Below are 22,770 nucleotides of genomic sequence, written 5' to 3'. Positions count from 1 at the left end.
GCCGAGCGTCACTGCAGCTTCATCACCTGGATCGCCGCCGGCATCATGATGATGACGAACAGGACCGGCAGGAAGAATAGGATCATCGGCACGGTCAGCTTCGGCGGCAGGGAGGCGGCCTTCTTTTCGGCCGCCATCATGCGCTGGTCGCGGCTTTCCTGCGACAGGGTGCGCAGCGCAGTGCCCAGCGGCGTGCCGTAGCGCTCGGCCTGGATCAGCGCGGTCGAAACCGATTTGACACCTTCGAGACCGGTGCGCGCCGCCAGGTTCTCATAGGCCTGCCGACGCTCGGACAGATAGGACAGCTCCGCCGTGCAGAGGGCGAACTCCTCGGCCAGAGGAACCGACTGGCCGCCGATCTCGGTCGCCACCTTGCGGAAGGCGTGTTCGATCGACATGCCGGACTCGACGCAGATCAGGAGCAGGTCGAGCGCATCGGGAAAGGCGATCTTCATCGAAGCCTGGCGCTTGCCGATCTGGTTCGACAAAAACACCTCCGGCGCCTTGATGCCGAGATAGGCGCCGCCGACGGCCATGCCGACCCGGATCAACAGCGACTGGCCGAAGTCATTGATCACGAAAACGTAAAACAGCGTGAACAGGAACAGGCCGATCGGCATCACCAGACGGAAGAACAGAAAGGTGACCTCGGCCTGCTGGCCGCGATAGCCGGCCATGGCGAGCTGGTTCTTCGCCGTCTCGGTTCCGAGCCAATCGCCCAGCTTGAACTGCTGGACGATGTTTCGCATGAAGACCTTCGGTTCCTGCCGCAGCGAAACCCGGTCTGTCGGGCGGTTCAGCCGCTCGCGCTCGCGGGCACGGATCTTCTCGCGCTCCGTGGCGACGTTCTTCATGCGCTTTTGAAGATTGGTCCCTTCCGTCAGCGGGATCGCGATCGTCAGAACCGTTGCGGCGGCGGCGATCGCGACGAACAGCGCCAGCAGGAACTGACTGTCGGCGATCTTGTCCGCGATCAGGGCAATCATCAGCGTCGCCTCAGATGTTGAAGTTGATCATCTTGCGCATGACCAGAATGCCGATGAGCATCCAGATTCCGCAGGCGACGAGCGCGAACTTGCCCGATTGGGTGAGCCAGAGCAGCTCGATGTAGCGAGGGGTCGTCACATAGACCAAGCCCGCCACGACTGGCGGCAGACTGCCGATGATCGCCGCCGAGGCCTTGGCCTCCATCGAGACGGCATTGATCTTGTCGCGCATCTTGCGACGCTCGCGGATGACCTTCGACAGGTTGCCGAGCGTCTCCGACAGATTGCCGCCGGTCTTCTGCTGGATCGCCAGCACGATCCCGAAGAAATTCGATTCTGCGCAGGGCATGCGCTCGTAGAGCTTCGCGACCGCGTCCGTCAGCGGCAGTCCGAGCGTCTGGCTCTCAATGATCAGGCGAAACTCCGTCTTGACCGGCTCGGTTGCCTCGGTCGCGACGATCCGCAGGCAGTCGTTCAGCGGCAGGCCGGCCTTGATGCCGCGGGTGATGACGTCGATCGCATTGGGAAACTCGACGCCGAACTTCTTCAGGCGCCGGTTGCGGCAGTATTTGAGGAACCAGGGAGGCATGCCGAAGGCCCCGATGAACAGGCCGATCAGCCCCAGCCACGGATTGCCGCTCAACACGAAGAGGATGAAGCCCGTTCCGACCGACATCATCGCGCTGACCGTATAGAATTTCTTGCGGTTCCAGCTCAGGCCTGCCTGCTGGATCTTCTGTTCGAGCGTCAGCTTGTTGCGGGCATTCTCGCGGTTCTCGATCTCCTTCAGGCTCTGGGCGATCTGGCCGCGCTTGGCCCGCGCCTGCGCCTCGCGATCGAGTCCCCGCGCGGCGACGGGAGCAGCAAACTCCTTGCGGCGCTTCTCGGCGCGCGCCTCGCCGCTGAGCATCGGGTAGAACAAGGCATAGACGACGCCGCCAGCCGCCAGCGTCGCGAGAAAGAAGACCGCGATGAAGCTCAGATCCATGGCCGCCGCTCCGGCTGTCGCGCTCGATCAGGCCGCATCGGCTTCGCCCTGCTCGAGCGCGTCGATCGCCGCCGCCAGCCGCTGTTCCTCGCCGTAATAGCGGGCGCGCTCCCAGAAGCGCGGGCGGCCGATGCCGGTGGCGCGATGGCGGCCGATGAGCTTGCCATGGGCGTCCTCACCCATGATGTCGTAATTCACGATGTCCTGGGTGATGATGACGTCGCCCTCCATCCCCATCACCTCGGTGATGTGGGTGATGCGACGGGAGCCGTCGCGCAGGCGCTGGGCCTGGATGATCACGTCGATCGACGAGCAGATCATCTCGCGCAGCGTCTTCGACGGCAGCGAGAAGCCACCCATCGTGATCATCGATTCGATACGGCTGAGGCATTCACGCGGGGTGTTGGCGTGGAGCGTGCCCATCGAGCCGTCATGGCCGGTGTTCATGGCCTGCAACAGGTCGAAGGCCTCGGGTCCACGCACCTCGCCGACGATGATCCGCTCGGGGCGCATGCGCAGGCAGTTCTTGACGAGATCGCGCATCGTCACCGCGCCGGTGCCCTCGAGATTGGGCGGGCGGGTTTCGAGGCGCACGACATGCGGCTGCTGGAGCTGGAGCTCGGCGGCGTCCTCGCAGGTGATGACGCGCTCGTCGAGGTCGATATAGTTGGTCAGGCAATTCAGCAGCGTCGTCTTGCCGGAGCCCGTGCCGCCCGAGATGACGATGTTGCAGCGGACGCGGCCGATGATCTTCAGGATCTCGGCGCCGGGCGGCGAGATCGCGCCGAACTTGACGAGCTGGTCGAGCGTCAGCTTATCCTTCTTGAACTTGCGGATGGTGAGCGCGGGGCCGTCGATGGCCAGCGGCGGGGCGATGACGTTGACGCGCGAGCCGTCGGCAAGGCGGGCGTCGCAGATCGGCGAGCTTTCGTCGACGCGGCGGCCGACCTGGCTGACGATGCGCTGGCAGATGTTCATCAGCTGCGCGTTGTCGCGGAAGCGGATGTTGGTGAGGGTGATCTTGCCGCCGACTTCGATGAAGGTCCGGGAGGCACCGTTGACCATGATGTCGGCGATGTCGTCGCGCGCCAGCAGCGGCTCGAGCGGGCCATAGCCGAGCACGTCGTTGCAGATGTCGTCGAGCAGTTCCTCCTGCTCGGCGATCGAGAGCACGACGTTCTTCAGCGAGATGATCTCGTTGATGATGTCGCGAATTTCCTCACGCGCCGATTCGCCGTCGAGCTTCGCGAGTTGGGAAAGGTCGATCGCCTCGATGAGAGCACCGAAGATCATGCTCTTCATCTGATAGTATTCGTCGGAGCGCTGCTGCTCCGCCGGTGCCGGCGGTGGCGGTGCGCGGCGCGGGTCGGCCGCCGGCGGCTCCGACGGGCGCAGCGAAGGCGCGGCGGCCGCCGGCGCCTTCAGCGCCAGGGCTGGCGCGGCGGCTCCACCCGGGGATCGCTTTCCGAACATCTCAACCCTCTCGCACGCAAGCTGGCGCCGCGATCCGCCGCAGGCGCGAAATGCCGGCGCCCGCCACGATCTTGCTGCCAGCCGTGATCGGCAGTTTCCGCATCGCTCAGGCCTTGCGACGCAGCTTGGCGACGAGCGGCTCGAACAGGCTGCGCTTGCTGCGCTTGGCCTCGCCGCGACCCGTCAGGCTGCTGGCGATCTGGACGAAGGCCTCGGCGGTCTTGCCGCCGGCCTGAACCTCGGCGATCATCTGGCCGTTATTAGCCGCCGTGCCGAAGAGCTGGGCGTCGAAGGGGATCGAGGTCAGGACCTCGACGCCGAGCGCCTTGGCGAACTCTGCCGCGTCGATCTCCGGCCGCTTGGGCATGCCGACCTGATTGAGAACCAGTTTGGCGCCGGAATCATTGGGGCGGTTTGCCCGCGCCAGATCGATCAGGTTCTTGGCGTTGCGCAGCGAAGCGAGTTCGGGGCCGGCGACCACCACGATCTCATCGGAGGTGATCAGCGCCCGCCGGGCCCAACCGCTCCAGACATGGGGCACGTCGAGCACGACGCAGGGCACGGTGGCGCGCAGCAGGTCGAAAAGCTGGTCGAAGGCATCCTCGGGCAGGTCGAGTGTCCGGTCGAGCATCGCGGGCGCCGCCAGGAGAGCGAGATTGTCGCTGCAGCGCGAGAGCAGCCGGTCGAGCATGTTGGCGTCGAGGCGCTCGGGCGCGAACACCGCCTCGGCGATGCCCTGCGGCGGGTCCTGGTTGAAGTCCAGCCCGGCGGTGCCGAAGGCGATGTCGAGGTCGACGATCACCGTCGAGGCGTCGAGGTTGCGGGCGATCGCCCAGGCAACGTTGTGCGCGACCGTCGAGGCGCCAACGCCGCCCTTGGCGCCCATCACCGCGATGATCCGGCCGAGATTGCGGGCGCCGGGCGAGATGTAGAGCTCGGACAGGGTCTTCAGCACATCCAGCGTGCTCAGCGGCGCGATGAGATACTCGCTCACGCCCCGGCGGATCAGGTCGCGATAGAGCTGGACGTCGTTGACATGGCCGATGACGACGACCTTGGTGCCGGCGTCGCAGCTCTCCGAGAGCGCGTCGAGATGACCGACGAGGCTGGCGGGATCGGACACCGTCTCCAGAATGATGATGTTGGGCGTCGGCGCGGCACGGAAAGCCTCGACCGCCGCGGCCGGGCCGCCCATGTGGATGCGGGCATGGGCCTTGTCCATGCGCCGATCGGCGATGGCGGCCTGCATGGTGGCGGCGACGGCCGGCGTCTCGCAGAAAGCCTGCATGGTGACGCGCGGCAGCGGCACCACGACCTCGTCGGTCGCCACGCCCGCTGTCGGAGCCTCGAAGTCCTGCCCGGCGCTCATCAGCGGCCTCCGACGGTCGAATTGATCTGCGGCGTTTCCTGGCGGTACTGGGTCGAGGGATCCTTGCCGTCGCGGATCTTGGCGATGGCGCCCATGCGCTTGGCGATATCGGGGCGGCCCTCGCTGCGGGCGCGAACGAGATCGATCGGGTCGGCGACCTGGGCGGCGAGCGTCGCCTGGCTGGAACAGCCGAAGTTCCAGTACGGCTCGTTGGACATGCCCTCCTTGAAGCTGGAGACGCCGGTGTCGGCGGGCCATTGCCCGCAATCATGCGGCAGGCCGGCCTGCAGCGAGGCGAAGGTCAAGCGGATCGGCGAGGCAAGGTTGGCGTCGGCGACAGGATAGGTCCGCACCGACAGGGCGTTGCCGGAGACGCCGCCGCGCGCCAGCGCCGCCCGGATGCCGTTGAGCGTGTCGTGAGCGGCCATCTCGCGGCGTGTGCCCGTCGGCACCTGGGCGACGAGCCCGCCCTTGCCGGACCGGCGGTATTCCTGGGCGAAATCGGCGACGTCCTCGGCCTGGCGGGCGTCGAGCCCGCCGCCCGAACGGCCGACGAAGACGTCGAGCGAGCGGGGCGCGTCGCGCAGCACGATCGGGTGTCGCTCGCGGACATCGACGGGGACCCGCGACTCGGCGAGGTCGCCCTTGCCCGCACAGGCGCCAAGCAGCGCCGCGGCGAGGAGGACGGTGCCGAGCCCTGCGGGCCGGAACCGGTTGTTCTGCTGCAATCGAGCCATCATGGTCTCGCCATCCCTTGCGCGTGCGGCCTTAGCCATCGAACCTTGGCCATCGAGCCTTGGCCGTCAGTCGGCGATGAAGCCGACGCGGCCCTTGTAGGCTTGCGGCAGCGGTCCGCCGCTGGTTCCGTAGATCTTGTTCAGGCGCCCGAGCAGGATCGCCTGCGCATCATGGGCGTCGACGAAGCCATCATCGGGCCGCTGGACCTGGTTGGGCTCCATCGGCTTGGCGATGTAGGGCGTCGCCGTGATCATCAGCTCGGTTTCCTCGCGCTGATAGTCGCGCGAGCGGAAGAGCACGCCGATGATCGGCAGGTTCATCAGCCCGGGAAAGCCGTTGATCGAGGATTTGGAGACGCGCTGGATCAGGCCCGCCGTCGCCAGCGTGCCGCCCGAGGGCAGCTCGACCGTCGTATCCGACTTGCGGACACGGAAGGCGGGGGCGTTGACGTTCTGCGCCGTCGAGGTGTTCGAGGTGTTGCTGAGCCGGAGCTGGTTCTCGAAGTCGAGCTCGGTCACCTCGGTGGCGATGCGCATGCTGATCTTGTTGTCGGAGAGCACGATCGGCGTGAAATTGAGCGCCACGCCGATCGGGCGATAGGTGATGCCCAGCGTGCACAGATTGTTGGCGTCGCAGGTGTAACCGCTCGGGACGGGAACCTCGCCGCCGGCCGTGAACTTGGCGCTCTCGCCCGAGATCGCGGTCACCGTCGGCTCCGCGAGGACGCGTGAAAGGCCGGCGCGCTCCAGAGCGCGAAGCGTGAAATTGGTGGAGTTGCCGATGCCGGCGGTGATCGCGGTCGCGGCTAGCGCCTGGGGCTGCAGCGGCAGCGGGTTGTCGATCGTCGGCATGACCGAAAAATTGCCGAGCTTCCACTCGCCGGTGGAGTTGATTCCGAGTTGCTTGATCGCCTTGCGCGAGACTTCCGAGACGACGACCTTGACCATGACCTGGTCGCGGCCGCGGATCGTCAGCGAATTGATGACCGCGCCCTTGGAGGAGGAAAACAGCCCGGCCGTGGTGCCGACGAAGGCGTTGGCGATGTCGACGGCCTGTGTCGCCTCCGAGGCGTTGGCGACATTGCCGACGAGCAGGATCGAGTTTCCGGCCGGCTTGATCTCGATCTGGGCCCGCGGCAAGGCGGTGCGCAGCGTCTGGCGCAGCACATTGAGATCGCGCCCGACCTCGATCTCCAGGGCCGTGATCTGGCGACCCTCGCCATCGATCACGAACATCGAGGTCGAACCGTCGGCAATGCCGATGATGAAGAGCTTGCGCGCCGAGCGGACGACGGCGTTGGCGACCTTCGGGTTGGCGACGAAGACCTCCTTGGCGTCGCGCGGCAGCTCGACGATGAGCGAGCGTCCGATCGAGAGGTCGAGCTTGCGGGCGATGGCGTGCTCGCTCGTGCCGACGTTGAGGACCGGCGCCGGCGTGCTGGTCTGGGCGAGCGCCGCGCCGAGGGGCGACAGGGCCAGAACGGCCGAGAGGACGGAGGAGAGGACGATACGATCCCGGTTCACTGGTTCGCACTCCTCATGCTGACGCCATATTTCACGATCGTCATCGCTCCTTCGCTCGTGGAGCCGGTCACGGCCTGGCCGGCATCCTTGAGGCTGCGCAGCGAGAGCGACAGGGTGCCCATCTTCTGGGCGCGAAACAGGGTCTCGGCCTGGCCGGGATCGACCTCGAGGGTCGCCGTCTCGCCGATGACGACCTTCTCGCCATTGCGCTCCTGAACATTCTGGCCGATCGCCAGGACGCGCAGGTTCCGCAGGATCGTGTCGCTCAGAAAGGCATCGCCCTCGCCGTCGACGGCCGGGCCCTTCATCGTGACGACCACGTCGACGCGGTCGTTGGGAAGGATGAAGCCGCCCGCCGTGTTGGCGCCGCGGCTGTCGGTCGAGATCGCGACGGCGCGCATGCCAGACGGCAGGATCGCCGAGAGGAAGCCGGTGCCGTCGGTCTTGATCAGCTTTTCGCGGCGGATGGGCTCGGCTGCCAGCATGCCGTAGCGGACGACCTGGCCGGCCAGTTCCGCTTCGGCCTGCGGCGCCTCGTCCTTGCGGACAACCCCGGCGGGCACACTGGCGAGCGGCCAGTCCAGCCAGCGCATGTCGGCGGCGGCGACGACGTTGCCGACCGGAATGTCGGCCGCGGCGACCAGAACCGGCACCGTCGGCGCCTGTTCGATGCGTGCCGCGGGCGCAGGGGCCTCGGACGGCTTGTTGATCAACATGGCGGCACCGATACCGGCGACCAGCGCGACCAGGAGAATGATGATGCGGGCGGGACTCATAGCGACTGACCCTCAGCCAAACCCAGTTGGCTCTCGAAGCGGATCGTCGGCTGGAATCGTCAACTTATGGTTAACTGGACGTATCTTTTTACGCTGCGGCAGTCCGTCGCCGGCGGGAGACGCGAAATCTCCCCCGCGCAACTCCGATCACGCGCCGACGGCCGCCCGCCAGAGCGACGTTTCCGGCAGGATCAGAAGCGCGGAAAACGCCAGCGCGATGCCATAGGGCACGCCTTCCTTGGCGGAATGAAGCCGGAGCAGCCAAGGCCAGCCGGCGAAAGCGGGAAGCGGCGAGGACCGCAGCATGAGGACGCCGAACGTCAGGACGCCGCCAAACATGCCCGCGACGCCCAGATAGGGAAGCAGTTGGTCGAAGCCGAACCAGAGGGCCGTCACCGCGGCAAGCTTGGCGTCTCCACCGCCGATCCAACCGGCGGCGAACATGCCGAAGCAGACAACGAGAACCAAGGCTCCGGCGGCGAAATGCATCGCGATCTGGTGCAGAGAAATCCCCAGCAGGGCCGCGCATGCGAGGAACCCGACCAGGAGAACAAGACAGAGACGATTAGAGATCGTCATGGTGAAGAGATCGCTCGCCGCAGCATAGGCCATCGCTGCAGGGAAAAACACCAGCATTGCCACGAGAGAGACTGACATGGTGAGACCTCCTTGCTGACGTCGAACTCAAACACTATGGCGGACGAGATCTGAGATTTGTCTTACCGTCAGAGCGGCGTTGTCTTGAGAAACGCAGCCCCTCAACGCAAAAGACGCCCTGGCGAACCAGGGCGTCCCTTTCGCGAGATTGCGAAGACGATCAGTTCTTGCCCTTGAGCTGGCCGCCGATGTCGGTGAAGGTCGTCTTCAGGCTCGTGCCGAGCGTGGTCATGCCGGCGATGGCGGCGACGGCGACGAGCGAGGCGATCAGGCCGTACTCGATGGCGGTGGCACCGGATTCGTTCTTGATGAAGCTCTTGACGAGGTTGGTCATGATAAAACTCCTTTACACCACGGTTTGACGGCTGCCTTCGCTCTGAAGCGGCTTCGGTCAGCGACAAATGGACATTACCGCGCCCCCCTTGCCGATCGGTTAAGGCGATAGAAGAATTCGCCCGATCTTGCAGACATCGTTTCGTTGGTTAACGTACGATTGATGTGACCGAATGAAGTCTAAATCTAGATTTTCATTGTGTCATCGGCAGTCATGATAGCTCCAATACGATATTTTTTGCCGCGATAACTAGGCCTTCCGCGCAATCGCAGAGGGCTCTTGCAGGCTTTCGAGGCCGTCTTTCGCTTGGTCATCGGCTCCGTGACCCGATCAAATCAATCGCCGGCACCCAATTAGGGATTGGTTCATCATTTTGCGCTTTCCTGACGCTCTCGGAAATCTTGAGGCAGCGCGATGTCCACTCTCCCGGCAGCAGGATCGCGGTCCCGGCCAGGCTCGGCCTGGACCATGACGGCTCTGGCCGCAGGCTTCGGCACCATGATGCTGGCGGCCGGCCTGTCGCCGGCGGGGGCGGCTCCGCAGCCGACGAAGGCGGAAAGCGTCATCGTCATGGTCGATCACGCCAAGGTCGTGCGGCTGCCCGAGAAGGCCCAGACCGTCATCGTCGGGAATCCGGCCATCGCGGATGTGGCCGTGCAGAAGAATGGCGTGATGATCGTCACCGGCAAGAGCTTCGGCGTCACCAACCTGATCGCGCTCGATGCGAGCGGGACGCTGCTGGCGGAATCGCTCGTGCGCGTGGGCGCGGATTCCGACTCCATGCTGACAGTTCAGCGCGGCCTCGAGCGGGAAAGCTATTCCTGCACTCCGGTGTGCCAGCCAACCGCCGCGCTCGGCGACGCCTCGAAGCATTTCACCGAGGTCGGCTCGCAGGCCAGCGCGCGCAACGGTGCGGCTTTGGGCGCCAGCAAGCGCTGACGCGAGCGGCCCTAAGGTAAATCATCGGCTAACCGTGTTTCGACCGGGCCCGATACGGGTCTAACGGATCGGCAAGGCTTTGCCGCTATGACTGGCAAGGTCGATGGAGCCGATGCCGCCTCCGACGATGGCCCAGGCGAGAGCCGGCGCGACGCCCCGCGGCACGATCTGCGACGCGACAACCGGGTCTCGAACGACATGACGACTCCCTCTGCGAGCAAAACGACAGACATGCCGGCGGCGCCTGCCGATGCCGTTCCCGACGCGGCTCCCGCCCCAGGCCGCCGCGTGCGCGTGCTGGCTCGGTTCCGTCGATCGCAGGACGGCGCGACGGCGGTCGAGTTCGCCATGGTCGCCACGCCCTTCCTGATGCTGCTGGCCGCCATCATCGAAACCGCGATGATGTTCTGGACCAGCCAGGTCCTCGAAGAAGCGGTGTCGCAGACATCCCGCCGGCTGCTGACCGGCGAATCGCTGACCCGCTACACCGGAAATACCGCGGCCAACACCGCCGCCTTCAAGAACGACATCTGCGCCAGTTCCCCGGGGCTGGTCGATTGCTCCAAGCTCGTCATCGACGTGCGGACCTACTCGTCCTTCGCCGGCGCGAAGACCGGCGTCGACGGCAGCAATCCGATCACGGCGGGGGGCCTCAACACCACCGGATTCGGGTTCAACCAGCCCCAGCCGCAGCAGATCGTGGTGGTGCGTGCCGTGCTCGAATATCCGCTGACCTTCACCTCCTGGTCGTCCAGCCTCGCCAATATCGGCGAGGGCCGCCGCGGCATCGTCGCCTCGACGACCTTCCGGACCGAACCCTTCAACGCGCCCGCGACATGAGGTTGCCAATGACGCGCGCCTTCTCCCTCATCCGAAATCGCGCGGCGCTGCGCCGCCTGCTGCGGCAGTTTCGCCGCAATCCGCGTGGCGTAGCGGCCGTCGAATTCGCGATGATCCTGCCGGCGATGCTGGCGATCTATTTCGGCATCGTCGAAACCGGCCAGGGCGTCATGATCGACCGCAAGGTCACGCAGTTGACCCGGTCCCTCGCCGATTTGACAGCGCAGGCCCAGGCCGGCACGATCTCCAACACCGAGATGAGCAACATCTTCGACGCGGCCCAGACCGTGATGATGCCCTATACGGCCGTGGCGGCCAAAATGTCGGTGCATCATATCGTGATCGATTCCGCGGGCGTCGCGAAGGTGTGCTGGAGCGAGCAGCGCAACTCCACCAAGCTCGCGCGCGGAACGACGGTGTCCATCCCGACGGATCTACGCTTGCCGAACACCTCGCTCATGATGGCGCAGGCGAGCTATGATTTCACGCCTGTCGTGGGCTGGATCATCACCGGCGGCCCGCTCACGATCGGCGGGGACCCGATCTACATGCGGCCGCGCCTGGGCAAGGCGGGCGGCAACGCCAGCATCGAGCAGATCGAGCGCACCGGCGTGGCGATGTGCCCAGGCTTCGGCTGAGGCGAGCGCGGAAGGCGTCCGGTTGTTTCCGGCCACACCGGCGCGCCCTGATCCGTTCCCCGGTTGAGACGTGAGGCCGATGCGCAGACTCGGCTGTGCCGGGGGGATGGAAAGCAGCCGCTCAGCCGCGCAACACCATGCGGCCCGTCTGGACCTCGTAGCCCCTCAACTTGCCGAGGAACGACGTCCCGAGCAGGCTCATCGAGAGCGCGCCTTCCGGCAGGACCACCGCCTCGACATTGCGCACCAGGATCGAGCCCAGCCGGACTTCGCGCAGGTTGACCCGCGCGCCCTTCACGGTGCCGTTGGCAGTGCTGAGCGTCATCTTGTAGTCAGCTCTGGAGGGCTGGATGCCAAGTGCGCGGGCATCCTTGGCCGTTAGCGCGACGACGCTCGCGCCGGTGTCGACCAGCATCTGGATTCGCAGATTGTCTATCGAGGGATGAACCACATAATGGCCGCGATAGTCGGCGGCGACAGTCAGCGTCGGCGGCTCGCTCGGACGCGCCGCGACGGCCTTTGCCTGGTCCGTCCTTAAGGGGGCCGATCGCTCGCCGGTCGTCATCGAGGCCGCGCTCGGCGCGTCCTCCACGCCGACGAGGCGGGCGAGTCTGTCCCCATAGACGACGGCGCTCAGCGCAGCCGAGCCGGCGATTCCCAGCGCCCAGATGATCGGCCTTTGCGCCATGACGAGCCTGCCTCCCCGTTCCGTCTCGAGCAGGATGCCGGGCGAGTGCCTGCCGAAGCGTGAAGACAAGCGCTCGGATTGGGCCATTTGCAGATCCGGCACGCTCGGGACCCCGAACAGACTTAACGACGACTTGCAGCAGCCGGACAAAGAGGCCTTGGCGCGGGCGGGCAGCTACAGGAAGGACTGCCCGACCAGGGCCTCGATGGCGTCCTGGCGCGGAATGCTTGGCTGGGCACCGGCCAGCGTGCAGGCGAGCGAACCGGCCGCGAGCCCGCGTTGCAGGGCGCCGGAGAAGCCGTAGCCGGCGGACAGCGCCGCCGCGAAGGCGCCGGTGAAGCTGTCTCCCGCCGCCACCGTATCGACCACGCTGACGGCGGGGGCCGCGAGCCGGCGGCGGACGCCGCCATGCCAGCCGACGACACCCTGCGCGCCGAGCGTGACGATGCAGTCGATGCCGAGCTCGCCGTCGCAGCGGCGGGCGATGTCGTCGGGCTCCCGCTCGGCCCAGCCCAGCGACTGCGCCAGCACCAGCGCCTCGTGCTCGTTGGCGACGAGCATGTCGAGGCCGGCGAGCAGCGCGGGATCGGGAGGGCCTGCGGGCGCGAGGTTGAGGATGACGCGGCCGCCGGCCTGCTTCATGCGCTGTGCCGCCATGAGGCATTCCGTTTCCGGCACCTCGCGCTGGAGCAGCAGGATGTCGCCCTCGCCGAGCGGCAGCGACGCCAGGGGCATCGCGCTCGCCTGGGCATTGGCGCCGGCGGCGACGACGATCTGGTTGGCGCCGTCGGCATCGACGGCGATGAAGGCGGCGCCGGTCGGCGCCGCGACGCGCGCGACATCGGCGAGGTCGACCCCGTCCTGCGCCAGCAGCGAGAGCGCGATGTCGGCGAAGGCATCGGTCCCGACCGCGCCGACGAGACGCACCTGAGCACCCGCGCGGCGGGCCGCCAGCGCCTGGTTGGCGCCCTTGCCGCCGGGATGGAGGGCGTAGGACGGACCCATCACGGTCTCGCCGGCGCCGGGCAGACGCTCGACCGGGGTAACCAGATCGACATTGAGCGAACCGAAGACGACGATCATGCCGCGATGGCTCCGGCGAGACGGCGGATGCCGGCGACGAAGGCGGCTTCCGGCGTCGTCACAAGGGCCTGCAGCCCCGCCGCGGCCAGCCCGCCGCCATAGCTCTCCGCCATGGCGCCGTCGGCGACGAGATGGACGGTGTCATGCCGCCCGAACAACGCCAGCGCGCCCGCGATCTCGTGGCCGACCAGCAGGGCCGAGAGATAGGGCCCGACGGCCGAACCCGGCAGCCGCCCGGCCAAGACCTCGGAGCGGGCCGCGAAGGCGGTGTTGAGCAGGCCGCCGGGGCGCCGCGAGGCGGCAAAGCCCGCCGCAAGGCCGAGCCGTGCGCCCTCCTCGCTTTGCTCCTCGGCGAGACGGGAGAGGATCGAGTTCTGCCGCAGCAGGCCCCAGATCTCGCCGGTCATGAAGCTGGCGAAGCGGGTGATCCGTCCACCCTCCACGAGGGCCCATTTCGAATGCGTGCCGGGCAGGCAGACGATGCCGTCCGCCAGCCCGAGCCCGACGATCAGGGTCTCCTCGCCGCGCATCACGTCGAAGGCGCCTTCGTCGCAGGAGAGGCCGGGCAGGATCAGCGCAGGCGTGCCGTCGGCCAGCGCGACCTTCAGGCCGGCCGCGGTTATGGCATCCGGCGAAGCGGGGCACGGGACGTAAGCCGCCTCGACCCAGCCATTGCGGCTGCCGACCATGCCGGCCAGCACGATGTCCGCCTCGGGCGCCATCCGGCGCAGGTCGCCGGCGATGGCCTCGAAGGCGGAAGGGAAGCCCCCTGCGGGAACCGACTGGATGCCCTGGTCGGCGCTGCGGCGCTCCAGAACCTCTCCCCTTTCCGAAAGAAGGAAGGCGCGGGCGCGGGTCGTGCCCCAGTCGAGCGCGATCAGGGGTCTGGGCATGGGGAAGGCTCCGGCGGGTGGCTGACGCTCCCGTCATTCTCGGGCGAAGCGTAGCGCAGAGCCTGAGAATCTCCTGCGGGAGATGCCCGGGTCAAGCCCGGGCATGACGACCGGCGTTCACGCCGCGAAAAAGACCGTCTCGTTCTCGCCCTGCAGATGGATATCGAAGCGGAAGCTGCCATCGGACTCGCGCGTCGCAATCAGCGTGTGGCGTCGCTGCGCCGGGACCAGCGCCAGCACCGGATCGGCGGCATTGCCCGGCTCGCCTTCGAAATAGATCCGCGTCGCCAGACGGGTCAGGATGCCGCGGGCGAAGACGGAGAGCGAGAGATGCGGCGCTTGCATCGTCCCGTCCGGGGCGGCGACAGTGCCGGGGCGGATGGTCTCGATCTGGAAGGCGCCCTCGGCGGTCGCCTCGATGCGGCCGAAGCCGGTGAATCCAGCATTGCCGGCGGCGTTGTAGCGGCCCTGCGCGTCGGCCTGCCAGGTTTCGATCATGGCGTCTCCCACGGGGGCGCCGTCGCCATCATAGACCGTGCCGACAATGCGGATGCGCTCGCCGGCGACGCCCTCGGCCGCGACGGTCCCGGTGGCGAGCTCGCTGCCGCCATAGGCGCGCGGCGTCAGCGCATAGGCGAAGAACGGGCCGATGGTCTGCGACGGCGTGATGCCGAGGGGAGCCTCGGCCGTTTGCGGATCAGTGCTCATGGGGCTCCTCCACCGGCGTCGCGTTGCGGCCGCGCAGGACGATGTCGAACTGATAGCCGAGCGCCCATTCCGGCTCGGTCGTGGCGAGGTCGAGGCGCGAGACGAGGCGCTCGCGCACCTGCGCGTCGGTGATCGACTGGAAGATCGGATCGTATTTGAACAGCGGATCGCCCGGGAAATACATCTGGGTGATCACCCGCGACAGGAAGCTCGGCCCGAAGAGCGAGAAATGGATATGGGCGGGGCGCCAGGCATTGTGATGGTTGCGCCAGGGATAGGCGCCGGGCTTGACCGTGACGAAGCGATAGCGCCCTTCCGCATCCGTCAGCGCGCGGCCTGCCCCGGTGAAGTTGGGGTCGAGCGGGGCAGGATGCTGATCGCGGACATGGACATAGCGCCCGCCGGCATTGGCCTGCCAGATCTCGATCAGCGTGTGCGGCACAGGGCGCCCGTCCTCGTCGAGGACGCGGCCCGAGACGATAATGCGTTCGCCGAGCGGTTCGCCCGCATGCTGGCGTGTCAGGTCGGAATCCCCAGCCGCGACCGCGGTATGGCCGAAGACCGGGCCGGTCGTCTCCGAAAGGGTGTGCGGCAGCAGGATCAGCGGCTTCGACGGGGCGCGCTTCACCGTCGAGCCGTAGGCGGGCGAGGCGTTTGCCGGATGCGCGGCCAGGCTTTCGCGCGGATAGATCAGGCTCATGCCGCCACCCCATGGGCTTGCTTGGTGCGGGCGTGGAGATCGCGCAGCACCGACAATTCCTGCTCCGTCGCAGCCGGCGTCTCCGCGACATCGGCCGCGAAACGCAGCGGCCAGGCACAGCCGGCCTGGACCTGATCGCGCGTCACGCCCGGATGCAGCGAGACGACGGTGAGTTCGGCGGTGTCGGGATCTGGCTCCAGCACGCAGAGATCGGTCATCACCTTGGTCGGCCCCTTCGTCTTCAGGCCGAGCGCGGCGCGGTCACCCTTGCCCTTGCCGTGGCCGAAGGAGGTGATGAAGGGCAGCCTGTCGACGAAGGCGCGGGTGCCCATCGCCATGGTGATGAAGATCTGGCCGCAATTGCTGGCGATCTCGGGCGCGCCACCGCCGCCGGGCAGCCTCACTTTCGGAGCGTCGTAGGGGCCGACGACCGTGGTATTGAGATTGGCGAAGCGGTCGATCTGCGCGCCGCCGAGGAAACCGATGGTGATGCGGCCGCCCTGCAGCCAGCAGCGGAACATCTCCGGCACCGACACCGTGGTCAGCGCCGTGTCGCAGAGTTCGCCGTCGCCGATCGAGAGCGGCAGGACGGTGGGCCGCGTCGACAGCGTGCCGCTCTCGTAAATCAGCGTGATCTTCGGCGCGTGGGTCAGGCGGGCGAGGTTGCAGGCGGCGGACGGGTTGCCGATGCCGACGAAGCAGACATCCTCGTTGGTGAGGAGCCGGGCGGCGGCGATGGTCATGATCTCGTTGGGCGTGTAGGCGCTCATCGGTCCTGTCTCCCTCACGCGGCCGCGACGGCGAAGCGACGCGCCTGCGCCGCAAAGGACTCCGGCCCGCCGGCGAGCACGTTCTCCTCCATCCACTTCAGGAACACCGCCTTGTCGCGGGCGATCTTGTCCCAGGCGATGTAGAAGGCGTTGTCGCGCTTGTAGTAGCCCTGGGCATAGGAGGGATGAGCCCCGCCCGGCACCTTCACGATCGCCGTCACCGTCCACGAGGGCAGGATGACCGCATTGGCGTTGCGCGGGCCGAAATCGTCGACGATCTCCTCCACCGTCACCACCGAGCGCTTCGACGCCAGGACCGCCTCCTTCTGCACGCCGACGATGCCCTCCAGCAGGACATTGCCCTCGCGGTCCGCCTTCAGCGCATGGATGATGGCGACGTCCGGGCGCACCGCCGGCACGGTCGCCAGCACTTCCCCGGTGTAGGGGCAGGTGACGGAGCGGATGTTCGGATTGACCTTCGGCAGGTCGACGCCCTTGTAGCCACGGAACACGGCGAAGGGCAGGTTGGCCGCGCCCGCCTCGAAGGCGTTGGCCATGGCGGCATGGGAATGCTCCTCGATGGCGACGCGCCCCTGCTCGATCTCCTCGCGGATGCGGTGCAGCGAGCCGACGCCGGGATTGCCGGCCCAGGAGAAGACCAGCTTCCTCGCCTGTCCCATGCCGACGATCTGGTCGTAGATGATGTCCGGCGTCATGCGGATGAGGGTTAGGTCCTTCTGGCCCTGGCGAATGACCTCGTGTCCGGCGGCGTAGGGAATGAGGTGCGTGAAGCCCTCCATGGCCACGCTGTCGCCGTCCTTCAGATGGGTGGCGATGGCATCGCGCAAGGACATGAACTCGGCCATGGCCTGTTCTTCTCCACCTTTGTGTTTCCTTGCCGTGACTCCTTGCGCCGGCAGGGCGGCGTGTCAAGTGCGCTATTCGGACATTTGGGCGATTAACGCCCAAATACACTGCCCCGTCCCGGCCTGCGGTCCGAGTTTCTGTCAGGGCGCCCTTGCGCCGGACGAAATTGTCGCAGTCGCCCGTGCAGCAGAAAATGCATTTCGCCTCTGCGTGAACGGCCCGGCATGCCGAGAATGCAGTCGTGGCGCCATTTTGTGCAGGAAAATGCGGCAGGTCGCGGCGCCGCACAGCGGCCGGCAGGTCCGGCGCCTAGGAAAAGACCCTATGGCACGACGCTTGCGACGGGTTAGGCTGCGCCGTCCGAGACCCGGAAGACATATCCGGACCAATGGTCAGGCGCGCATCCGCCGCTCCGCACCAGGGTCGAAGGCGGGATCGGATTTCCAGGGGAGTACCACCACGATGGACCGCAGAACTTTCATCAAAGCAGGCGCCGGCGCCGGACTTGCCGCCGCCTCGGGCGGCCTTGCCGCCCCGGCCCTGTCGCAGGGAGCGGCGGCAAAGACGCTGCGCTTCGTGCCGCAGGCCAATCTCGCCAACTTCGACCCGATCTGGGGCACGCAATATGTCGTGCGCAATGCGGCGGCGCTCGTCTGGGACACGCTGTATGGCGTCGACAGCACCCTGACGCCCCAGCGCCAGATGGTCGAGTCGGAGGAGGTCTCGTCCGATGGCTTGACCTGGACCTTCAAGCTCCGCACGGGACTGAAATTCCACGACGGCTCGCCGGTCCTCGCCAAGGACTGCGTGGCCTCGCTCATTCGGTGGTCATTCCGCGACCCCATGGGCCTGATGATCAAGGCCATCCAGGAAGAGATCGTCGCCGTCGACGACCGCACCTTCCGCTGGAAGCTGACCAAGCCCTATCCGAAAATGCTTCTGGCGCTGGGCAAGAACAACTCGCCCTGCTCGTTCATCATGCCGGAACGCATCGCCAAGACCGATCCCTTCCAGCAGATCAGCGAGTACATCGGTTCCGGCCCGATGAAGTTCGTCCGCAACGAATGGGTTCCCGGCGCCAAGGCGGTATTCGAGAAGTTCGCCGACTATGTGCCGCGCGCCGAGCCCGCCTCGTGGCTCGCCGGAGGCAAGCGGATGCTGGTCGACCGGATCGAATGGGTCATCATGCCCGATCCGGCCACCGCGTCTGCCGCCCTCCAGAACGGCGAGATCGACTGGTGGGAGAACCCGATCGCCGATCTGGTTCCCGTGCTGCGCCGGAACCGCAACATCCGTGTCGACATCGGTGACCCGCTCGGCAATATCGGCGCCTTCCGGCTCAACCACCTGCATCCGCCGTTCAACGATGTGCGCGCCCGTCGGGCCATCCTAATGGCGCTGGATCAGGAGGAGTTCATGCGGGCCATCGTCGGCTCCGATGACAGCCTCTGGAAGCCCCTGCCCGGCTATTTCACTCCCGGTACACCTCTCTACACCGAAGAGGGAGGCGAGATCCTGAAAGGGCGTCGCGACATCGAGGGTGCCAAGCGCCTCCTCGCCGAGAGCGGCTACAAGGGCGAGCCCGTTACGATGGTGGTCGCCCAGGACCAACCCGTGACCAAGGCGCAGGGCGATGTCGCCAACGAGCTGCTCAAGCGGATCGGAATGAATGTCGACTTCGTGGCCACCGATTGGGGGACCACCGGTCAGCGGCGCGCGCTGAAGACGCCTCCGTCCCAGGGTGGCTGGAACATCTTCTTCTCGTGGCACGCCGGCGCCGACTGCACCAACCCGGCGGGCTACACCGCTATTCGGGCCAATGGAGAACGCGCCTGGTTCGGATGGCCGGACGTGCCCGCCGTGGAGGCTGAGGTGACGGCCTGGTTCGAGGCAAAGAACCTCGACGAAGAAAAGGCGGCGATCGCCCGCCTCAATAAGGCTGCGCTGGACAATGTCGTCTTCGTGCCGCCCGGGTTCTTCCTGACCTACACGGCCTGGCGCAGCAACGTGACCGGCATCACCAAGGGGCCGCTGCCGTTCTTCTGGAACGTCGCCAAGGCCTGATGAAACGTCTCGGCCGGGGGGCGGCTTCGTCCGCCTCCCGGTTCCTCACATGAGAAGATCCTGTCGATGTTCGTCTACATTGTCCGCCGCATCGTCGCGACGATCCCCGTCATGGCCGTGGTGGCGCTTTTCGTCTTTTCCCTGCTCTACATCGCGCCCGGAGACCCGGCCGCCGTCATCGCCGGCGACCAGGCGACGCCCGATGACGTGGAGAAGATCCGCCAGAGCCTCGGCCTCGACCGGCCGTTCCTGATCCGCTTCGGCGAATGGGTCTGGCAGATCGCCCGCTTCGATCTCGGCACCTCCATCTTCACCGGCCTGCCGGTCACGCAGCTCATCGCCCAGCGCATCGAGCCGACGCTGTCGCTCATGGTGGTGACGCTGATCCTCGCCGTCACCGTCGCCGTGCCGATGGGCGTCATCTCCGCCTGGAAGGCCGGGACGCTGATCGACCGCGGCATCATGGCCTTCGCGGTGTTCGGCTTCTCGGTGCCGGTCTTCGTCGTCGGCTACATCCTCGCCTACATCTTCGCCCTCGAGCTCGACTGGCTGCCCGTCCAGGGCTACACGCCGCTCTCGCAGGGGCTCTGGCCCTGGTTCCAGAATCTCATCCTGCCGTCCATCGCGCTGGGCATGGTCTATATGGCGCTGATCGCCCGCATCACCCGCGCCACCATGATGGAGGTCCTGCAGCAGGACTACATCCGCACGGCCCGCGCCAAGGGCATCGGCGAGCGCGGGGTCCTGTTCCTGCACGCACTCAAGAACGCCGCGGTTCCGGTCATCACCGTCATCGGCATCGGCGTGGCGCTGCTCATCGGCGGCGCCGTGGTCACCGAGAGCGTCTTCGCCATTCCCGGCCTCGGCCGCCTGACGGTCGACGCCATCCTCAGGCGCGACTACCCCGTCATCCAGGGCCTCGTCCTGCTGTTCTCCTTCGTCTACGTCCTGGTCAACCTCGCCGTTGACCTCGTCTACACACTCGTCGATCCGAGGATCCGCTATTGACCGCGCATAGCTCCGATACCCCCGCCGCGACGGCGCAGGCTGACGACGCATCCGGCGTCGCTGCCGAGCCGAAGACCCGCGTCGGCCTCGTCCGCCTGGTGCGTCGCTACCCGACCATCACCATCGGCGGCACGCTCGTCATCGCCATCATCCTCATGGCCATCTTCGCGCCCTTCCTCGGAACGAGCGACCCCACGGCCATCTCGACACGCATGCGCACCCGCGAGCCGTCGGCGCAATTCTGGTTCGGCACCGACATGCTCGGCCGCGACATCTATTCGCGCGTGCTCTACGGCGCCCGCGTCTCGCTGATCGTCGGCTTCTCGGTGGCGATCCTCGCCTCCGTCTTCGGCCTCGCCATCGGCCTCATCGCCGGCTACATCCGCGCCGCCGACGCGATCATCATGCGCGTCATGGACGGCATCATGTCGATCCCCTCCATCCTCCTCGCCGTGGCGCTGATGGCGCTGACGCGCGGGTCGGTCGGCAATGTCATCCTCGCCATCACCATCGCCGAGATCCCCCGCGTCTCGCGTCTGGTGCGCGGCGTGGTCCTTTCGCTGCGCGAACAGCCCTATGTCGACGCGGCGGTCGCCGCCGGCACGCGCACGCCGATGATCATCGTCAAGCACATCTTGCCGAACACGCTGGCGCCGATCATCGTCCAGGCGACCTATATCTGCGCCTCCGCCATGCTGACCGAGGCGATCCTGTCCTTCATCGGGGCCGGCACGCCGCCGATCATCCCGTCCTGGGGCAACATCATGGCCGAGGGCCGCGCGCTCTGGCAGGTGAAATTCTACATCGTGCTGATCCCGGCCATCTTCCTGTCGGTCACCGTACTCGCGGTAAACCTGCTCGGCGACGGCCTGCGCGACGCGCTCGACCCGCGTCTCGCCAAGCAGTTCTGATCTCTCCTTCCGGTGTCCGGGTGCGGATCTCGCCGCGCCCGGTCGCCGTTCCGGGCCGTCCGCGGCAGCGGAAACTGCGGCACGACCGCACGGCGGACTGGCGGCCCGAAAAAAATGCCTTATTTGAGAGCCTCAATACGGTTACACTGACGGTCCGTTCGCGGCATCACGTCATCTGCGACCGGGCGGCCCCTCCAGACGGCGATCATGAACAACGTGTTCGACATCTACACGATCATCTTTTTGGCCCTCGCGGTCTTCATCTTCTTCCGCCTGCGCAGCGTGCTGGGGACGAAGACCGGTAGCGAGCGTGACCCGTTCCAGCCGCGTGACAACAATCGCGACCTGCCTCCGGGCGCCCGACCGCCCGCCCAGGGTGGCGAGGTCATCCCCATGCCGGCGCGCAACGGCGCCGCGCCCATGGCGCCGCCGGTCCCCGTCGATCCTGCTGCGCCGCGCTGGGGCGATCTTGCCCTGCCGGGCACGCCGCTCGCCCGCGGCTTCGACGCCATCGCGTCCCGCGACCCTTCCTTCGACCCGGCCGGCTTCATCGGCGGCGCCAAGGCGGCTTACGAGATGATCGTGCTGGCCTTTGCCGGCGGCGACCGCAAGATGCTTCGCGACCTCCTCGCCAAGGATGTGTTCGAGGGCTTCGAGGCGGCCATCCGTGATCGTGAGACGCGCGGCGAGCAGGTCGAGACCCGCTTCGTCGGTATCGAGAAGGCCGAGATCGTCGACGCCCAGCAGCGCGGCGACCAGGCCCAGGTGACGCTGAAGTTCGTCTCCCAGCTCGTTACCGCGACGCGCGACCGGGCCGGCGCCGTCATCGACGGCTCGCCCGACCGGGTTACCGACGTGACGGACGTTTGGACCTTCGCCCGCAACGTCACGGACCGCGACCCGAACTGGCGCCTGATCGCCACCGAAGCCGGCGGCTGAGCCGGCCTTTCGCCGTCCCGGGGGCCAACCATGAGGCATCGCCCGATCCTCCGCCTTGCGGCAGCGGTCTGGGCGGTGGCGGCCCTGACGGCGCCCGGCCCGCTTCATGCCGGCTCCAACGACCTCCTGCTGATCCTGAAGGTTCCGCCACCCGCCGCGCCGGACGGTACTTCCGTTTCCGCGAGCCCCGCCGCCGAAGCACCGCCTGCGGCGACCGGCCCTGCGCCCGCTGACCCTTCTCCGGCCGGTGCCGTGGCGAGCCCTGCGCCGGGTGAGGCCTCGCCTGCTCCCGCTGCTGAGGCACCCGCGCCTGCCCAGCCCGGAGACCCGGCGGCGACTGCCGGGACGGAGCCACCCGCGCCGCCACAGCCGCACGCCTCCGGCTTCCCCTTCGTCTTTCCCGAGACCTGGAGCGAGGCCGGCAGCTTCGCCGCCCTGCCGGGGTGGGCGGAGGACCGCCAGGACCTGACCTTCCGCGCCTTCCGCATCTCCTGCCGGCAGCTCATGGCGGCCCGCAACCCGCCGCGCTCGGCGCCGGACATCTGGCGCGCGCTGCGCGACATCTGCCCGCGGGCGCTCGCCCTTTCCGATCCCCTTCCGACGGAGGCGGCGCGCGCCTTCTTCGAGGCCGAGTTCCGCCCGGTGCGCATCGCCCGCTTCGGCGAGCGGATCGAGGAGGACGGCTTCCTCACCGGCTATTACGAGCCGGAGGTCCCGGCATCGCGGGAGAAGACCGAGGTCTTTACCGCCCCCTTCCTGACCAAGCCCGACGACCTCACATCGGCCCGCGGCCGCTCGGCGGGGTTCGATGCCCGCTCCGGCGCCGGCCGCTGGGTCGGTAGCCGCTTTCTGCCCTATTTCGACCGCGGCGAGATCGA

General features: G+C 67.2%; 24 protein-coding genes. 8 read left to right on the top strand and 16 right to left on the bottom strand.

What is annotated here, in order from left to right; translation table 11 throughout:
- Nucleotides 1-8 precede the first annotated feature (8 nt).
- The 9 genes from Q8S38_RS03545 to Q8S38_RS03505 form a co-directional block, all read right to left on the bottom strand.
- Nucleotides 9-986, bottom strand: a complete 978-nt coding sequence (locus Q8S38_RS03545; RefSeq protein ID WP_305679048.1) for a type II secretion system F family protein — start codon at nucleotides 984-986, stop codon at nucleotides 9-11.
- 10 nt (nucleotides 987-996) lie between these two features.
- The gene (locus tag Q8S38_RS03540; protein ID WP_305679047.1) at nucleotides 997-1,974 is read right to left on the bottom strand and encodes a type II secretion system F family protein; all 978 of its coding nucleotides are present in this window, start codon (nucleotides 1,972-1,974) and stop codon (nucleotides 997-999) included.
- A gap of 27 nt (nucleotides 1,975-2,001) precedes the next feature.
- Nucleotides 2,002-3,447 (bottom strand): CpaF family protein, encoded by a 1,446-nt coding sequence (locus Q8S38_RS03535; protein WP_305679046.1) that lies wholly within the window; start codon nucleotides 3,445-3,447, stop codon nucleotides 2,002-2,004.
- Between the two features lie 106 nt (nucleotides 3,448-3,553).
- Nucleotides 3,554-4,816 (bottom strand): AAA family ATPase, encoded by a 1,263-nt coding sequence (locus Q8S38_RS03530; RefSeq protein ID WP_305679045.1) that lies wholly within the window; start codon nucleotides 4,814-4,816, stop codon nucleotides 3,554-3,556.
- Complete coding sequence (locus tag Q8S38_RS03525; RefSeq protein ID WP_305679044.1) at nucleotides 4,816-5,556, bottom strand: CpaD family pilus assembly protein; 741 nt, start codon at nucleotides 5,554-5,556, stop codon at nucleotides 4,816-4,818. The genes Q8S38_RS03530 and Q8S38_RS03525 overlap by 1 nt, the downstream gene beginning before the upstream one ends.
- 63 nt (nucleotides 5,557-5,619) lie before the next feature.
- Nucleotides 5,620-7,077, bottom strand: a complete 1,458-nt coding sequence (locus tag Q8S38_RS03520) for a type II and III secretion system protein family protein (protein WP_305679043.1) — start codon at nucleotides 7,075-7,077, stop codon at nucleotides 5,620-5,622.
- Nucleotides 7,074-7,853 carry a Flp pilus assembly protein CpaB gene (gene cpaB, locus Q8S38_RS03515; RefSeq protein ID WP_305679042.1) on the bottom strand — a complete coding sequence of 260 codons (780 nt, stop codon included), beginning with the start codon at nucleotides 7,851-7,853 and terminating at the stop codon, nucleotides 7,074-7,076. The genes Q8S38_RS03520 and cpaB overlap by 4 nt, the downstream gene beginning before the upstream one ends.
- A gap of 147 nt (nucleotides 7,854-8,000) precedes the next feature.
- Nucleotides 8,001-8,510 carry an A24 family peptidase gene (locus Q8S38_RS03510; protein ID WP_305679041.1) on the bottom strand — a complete coding sequence of 170 codons (510 nt, stop codon included), beginning with the start codon at nucleotides 8,508-8,510 and terminating at the stop codon, nucleotides 8,001-8,003.
- A gap of 160 nt (nucleotides 8,511-8,670) precedes the next feature.
- Entirely contained in the window at nucleotides 8,671-8,844 is a 174-nt protein-coding gene (locus Q8S38_RS03505; RefSeq protein ID WP_305679040.1) for a Flp family type IVb pilin, read from the bottom strand.
- A 468-nt stretch (nucleotides 8,845-9,312) separates the two neighbouring features.
- On the opposite strand from Q8S38_RS03505, the gene Q8S38_RS03500 reads away from it, so the two are divergent.
- The 3 genes from Q8S38_RS03500 to Q8S38_RS03490 all read left to right on the top strand — a co-directional run bounded on the left by Q8S38_RS03500 (nucleotide 9,313) and on the right by Q8S38_RS03490 (nucleotide 11,261).
- Nucleotides 9,313-9,783, top strand: coding sequence for a pilus assembly protein N-terminal domain-containing protein (locus Q8S38_RS03500; RefSeq protein ID WP_371125822.1), 471 nt, complete (start codon nucleotides 9,313-9,315; stop codon nucleotides 9,781-9,783).
- 231 nt (nucleotides 9,784-10,014) lie between these two features.
- The gene (locus tag Q8S38_RS03495) at nucleotides 10,015-10,623 is read left to right on the top strand and encodes a TadE/TadG family type IV pilus assembly protein (protein ID WP_305679039.1); all 609 of its coding nucleotides are present in this window, start codon (nucleotides 10,015-10,017) and stop codon (nucleotides 10,621-10,623) included.
- 8 nt (nucleotides 10,624-10,631) lie between these two features.
- On the top strand, nucleotides 10,632-11,261 hold the full coding sequence (locus tag Q8S38_RS03490; RefSeq protein WP_305679038.1) for a TadE/TadG family type IV pilus assembly protein: 630 nt from the start codon (nucleotides 10,632-10,634) through the stop codon (nucleotides 11,259-11,261).
- A gap of 121 nt (nucleotides 11,262-11,382) precedes the next feature.
- Here the strand turns inward: Q8S38_RS03490 and Q8S38_RS03485 are convergent, their stop codons facing one another.
- The 7 genes from Q8S38_RS03485 to Q8S38_RS03455 all read right to left on the bottom strand — a co-directional run bounded on the left by Q8S38_RS03485 (nucleotide 11,383) and on the right by Q8S38_RS03455 (nucleotide 16,969).
- The gene (locus tag Q8S38_RS03485; protein WP_305679037.1) at nucleotides 11,383-12,099 is read right to left on the bottom strand and encodes a retropepsin-like aspartic protease family protein; all 717 of its coding nucleotides are present in this window, start codon (nucleotides 12,097-12,099) and stop codon (nucleotides 11,383-11,385) included.
- Nucleotides 12,100-12,123: 24 nt separating this feature from the next.
- Nucleotides 12,124-13,032, bottom strand: a complete 909-nt coding sequence (locus Q8S38_RS03480; protein ID WP_305679036.1) for a ribokinase — start codon at nucleotides 13,030-13,032, stop codon at nucleotides 12,124-12,126.
- Entirely contained in the window at nucleotides 13,029-13,925 is an 897-nt protein-coding gene (locus tag Q8S38_RS03475; RefSeq protein ID WP_305679035.1) for a 2-dehydro-3-deoxygalactonokinase, read from the bottom strand. Before Q8S38_RS03475 ends, Q8S38_RS03480 begins: the two co-directional genes overlap by 4 nt.
- A 117-nt stretch (nucleotides 13,926-14,042) precedes the next feature.
- The gene (pcaG, locus tag Q8S38_RS03470; RefSeq protein ID WP_305679034.1) at nucleotides 14,043-14,633 is read right to left on the bottom strand and encodes a protocatechuate 3,4-dioxygenase subunit alpha; all 591 of its coding nucleotides are present in this window, start codon (nucleotides 14,631-14,633) and stop codon (nucleotides 14,043-14,045) included.
- Complete coding sequence (gene pcaH, locus Q8S38_RS03465; protein ID WP_305679033.1) at nucleotides 14,623-15,333, bottom strand: protocatechuate 3,4-dioxygenase subunit beta; 711 nt, start codon at nucleotides 15,331-15,333, stop codon at nucleotides 14,623-14,625. Before pcaH ends, pcaG begins: the two co-directional genes overlap by 11 nt.
- Nucleotides 15,330-16,103 carry a CoA-transferase subunit beta gene (locus tag Q8S38_RS03460; protein WP_305679032.1) on the bottom strand — a complete coding sequence of 258 codons (774 nt, stop codon included), beginning with the start codon at nucleotides 16,101-16,103 and terminating at the stop codon, nucleotides 15,330-15,332. The genes pcaH and Q8S38_RS03460 overlap by 4 nt, the downstream gene beginning before the upstream one ends.
- A gap of 14 nt (nucleotides 16,104-16,117) precedes the next feature.
- Nucleotides 16,118-16,969 (bottom strand): CoA transferase subunit A, encoded by an 852-nt coding sequence (locus Q8S38_RS03455; RefSeq protein ID WP_305679031.1) that lies wholly within the window; start codon nucleotides 16,967-16,969, stop codon nucleotides 16,118-16,120.
- Between the two features lie 463 nt (nucleotides 16,970-17,432).
- Between Q8S38_RS03455 and Q8S38_RS03450 the strand changes: the two genes are divergently transcribed.
- The 5 genes from Q8S38_RS03450 to Q8S38_RS03430 form a co-directional block, all read left to right on the top strand.
- Nucleotides 17,433-19,034 (top strand): ABC transporter substrate-binding protein, encoded by a 1,602-nt coding sequence (locus tag Q8S38_RS03450; protein ID WP_305679362.1) that lies wholly within the window; start codon nucleotides 17,433-17,435, stop codon nucleotides 19,032-19,034.
- Between the two features lie 66 nt (nucleotides 19,035-19,100).
- Nucleotides 19,101-20,042: an ABC transporter permease gene (locus Q8S38_RS03445; protein WP_305679030.1), complete on the top strand. Its 942-nt coding sequence runs from the start codon at nucleotides 19,101-19,103 to the stop codon at nucleotides 20,040-20,042.
- Nucleotides 20,039-20,953: an ABC transporter permease gene (locus Q8S38_RS03440; protein WP_305679029.1), complete on the top strand. Its 915-nt coding sequence runs from the start codon at nucleotides 20,039-20,041 to the stop codon at nucleotides 20,951-20,953. The genes Q8S38_RS03445 and Q8S38_RS03440 overlap by 4 nt, the downstream gene beginning before the upstream one ends.
- A 207-nt stretch (nucleotides 20,954-21,160) precedes the next feature.
- Complete coding sequence (locus Q8S38_RS03435; protein WP_305679028.1) at nucleotides 21,161-21,892, top strand: Tim44/TimA family putative adaptor protein; 732 nt, start codon at nucleotides 21,161-21,163, stop codon at nucleotides 21,890-21,892.
- A gap of 30 nt (nucleotides 21,893-21,922) precedes the next feature.
- On the top strand, nucleotides 21,923-22,770 hold an 848-nt coding region (locus tag Q8S38_RS03430; RefSeq protein WP_305679027.1), incomplete at its 3' end, for an MltA domain-containing protein.

Source organism: Allobosea sp., assembly GCF_030695125.1.
Lineage (GTDB): Bacteria > Pseudomonadota > Alphaproteobacteria > Rhizobiales > Beijerinckiaceae > Allobosea.
Note: the sequence above shows the minus strand (reverse complement) of the source record. Positions and strands in the feature narration are given on the sequence as shown.

Coding starts and splice junctions, on each gene's coding strand:
- Q8S38_RS03545 (WP_305679048.1), bottom strand. CDS start 986: ATGATTGCCCTGATCGCGGACAAGATCGCCGACAGTCAGTTCCTGCTG.
- Q8S38_RS03540 (WP_305679047.1), bottom strand. CDS start 1,974: ATGGATCTGAGCTTCATCGCGGTCTTCTTTCTCGCGACGCTGGCGGCT.
- Q8S38_RS03535 (WP_305679046.1), bottom strand. CDS start 3,447: ATGTTCGGAAAGCGATCCCCGGGTGGAGCCGCCGCGCCAGCCCTGGCG.
- Q8S38_RS03530 (WP_305679045.1), bottom strand. CDS start 4,816: ATGAGCGCCGGGCAGGACTTCGAGGCTCCGACAGCGGGCGTGGCGACC.
- Q8S38_RS03525 (WP_305679044.1), bottom strand. CDS start 5,556: ATGATGGCTCGATTGCAGCAGAACAACCGGTTCCGGCCCGCAGGGCTC.
- cpaB (WP_305679042.1), bottom strand. CDS start 7,853: ATGAGTCCCGCCCGCATCATCATTCTCCTGGTCGCGCTGGTCGCCGGT.
- Q8S38_RS03510 (WP_305679041.1), bottom strand. CDS start 8,510: ATGTCAGTCTCTCTCGTGGCAATGCTGGTGTTTTTCCCTGCAGCGATG.
- Q8S38_RS03505 (WP_305679040.1), bottom strand. CDS start 8,844: ATGACCAACCTCGTCAAGAGCTTCATCAAGAACGAATCCGGTGCCACC.
- Q8S38_RS03500 (WP_371125822.1), top strand. CDS start 9,313: ATGACGGCTCTGGCCGCAGGCTTCGGCACCATGATGCTGGCGGCCGGC.
- Q8S38_RS03495 (WP_305679039.1), top strand. CDS start 10,015: ATGCCGGCGGCGCCTGCCGATGCCGTTCCCGACGCGGCTCCCGCCCCA.
- Q8S38_RS03490 (WP_305679038.1), top strand. CDS start 10,632: ATGACGCGCGCCTTCTCCCTCATCCGAAATCGCGCGGCGCTGCGCCGC.
- Q8S38_RS03480 (WP_305679036.1), bottom strand. CDS start 13,032: ATGATCGTCGTCTTCGGTTCGCTCAATGTCGATCTGGTTACCCCGGTC.
- Q8S38_RS03475 (WP_305679035.1), bottom strand. CDS start 13,925: ATGCCCAGACCCCTGATCGCGCTCGACTGGGGCACGACCCGCGCCCGC.
- pcaG (WP_305679034.1), bottom strand. CDS start 14,633: ATGAGCACTGATCCGCAAACGGCCGAGGCTCCCCTCGGCATCACGCCG.
- pcaH (WP_305679033.1), bottom strand. CDS start 15,333: ATGAGCCTGATCTATCCGCGCGAAAGCCTGGCCGCGCATCCGGCAAAC.
- Q8S38_RS03460 (WP_305679032.1), bottom strand. CDS start 16,103: ATGAGCGCCTACACGCCCAACGAGATCATGACCATCGCCGCCGCCCGG.
- Q8S38_RS03455 (WP_305679031.1), bottom strand. CDS start 16,969: ATGGCCGAGTTCATGTCCTTGCGCGATGCCATCGCCACCCATCTGAAG.
- Q8S38_RS03450 (WP_305679362.1), top strand. CDS start 17,433: ATGGACCGCAGAACTTTCATCAAAGCAGGCGCCGGCGCCGGACTTGCC.
- Q8S38_RS03445 (WP_305679030.1), top strand. CDS start 19,101: ATGTTCGTCTACATTGTCCGCCGCATCGTCGCGACGATCCCCGTCATG.
- Q8S38_RS03435 (WP_305679028.1), top strand. CDS start 21,161: ATGAACAACGTGTTCGACATCTACACGATCATCTTTTTGGCCCTCGCG.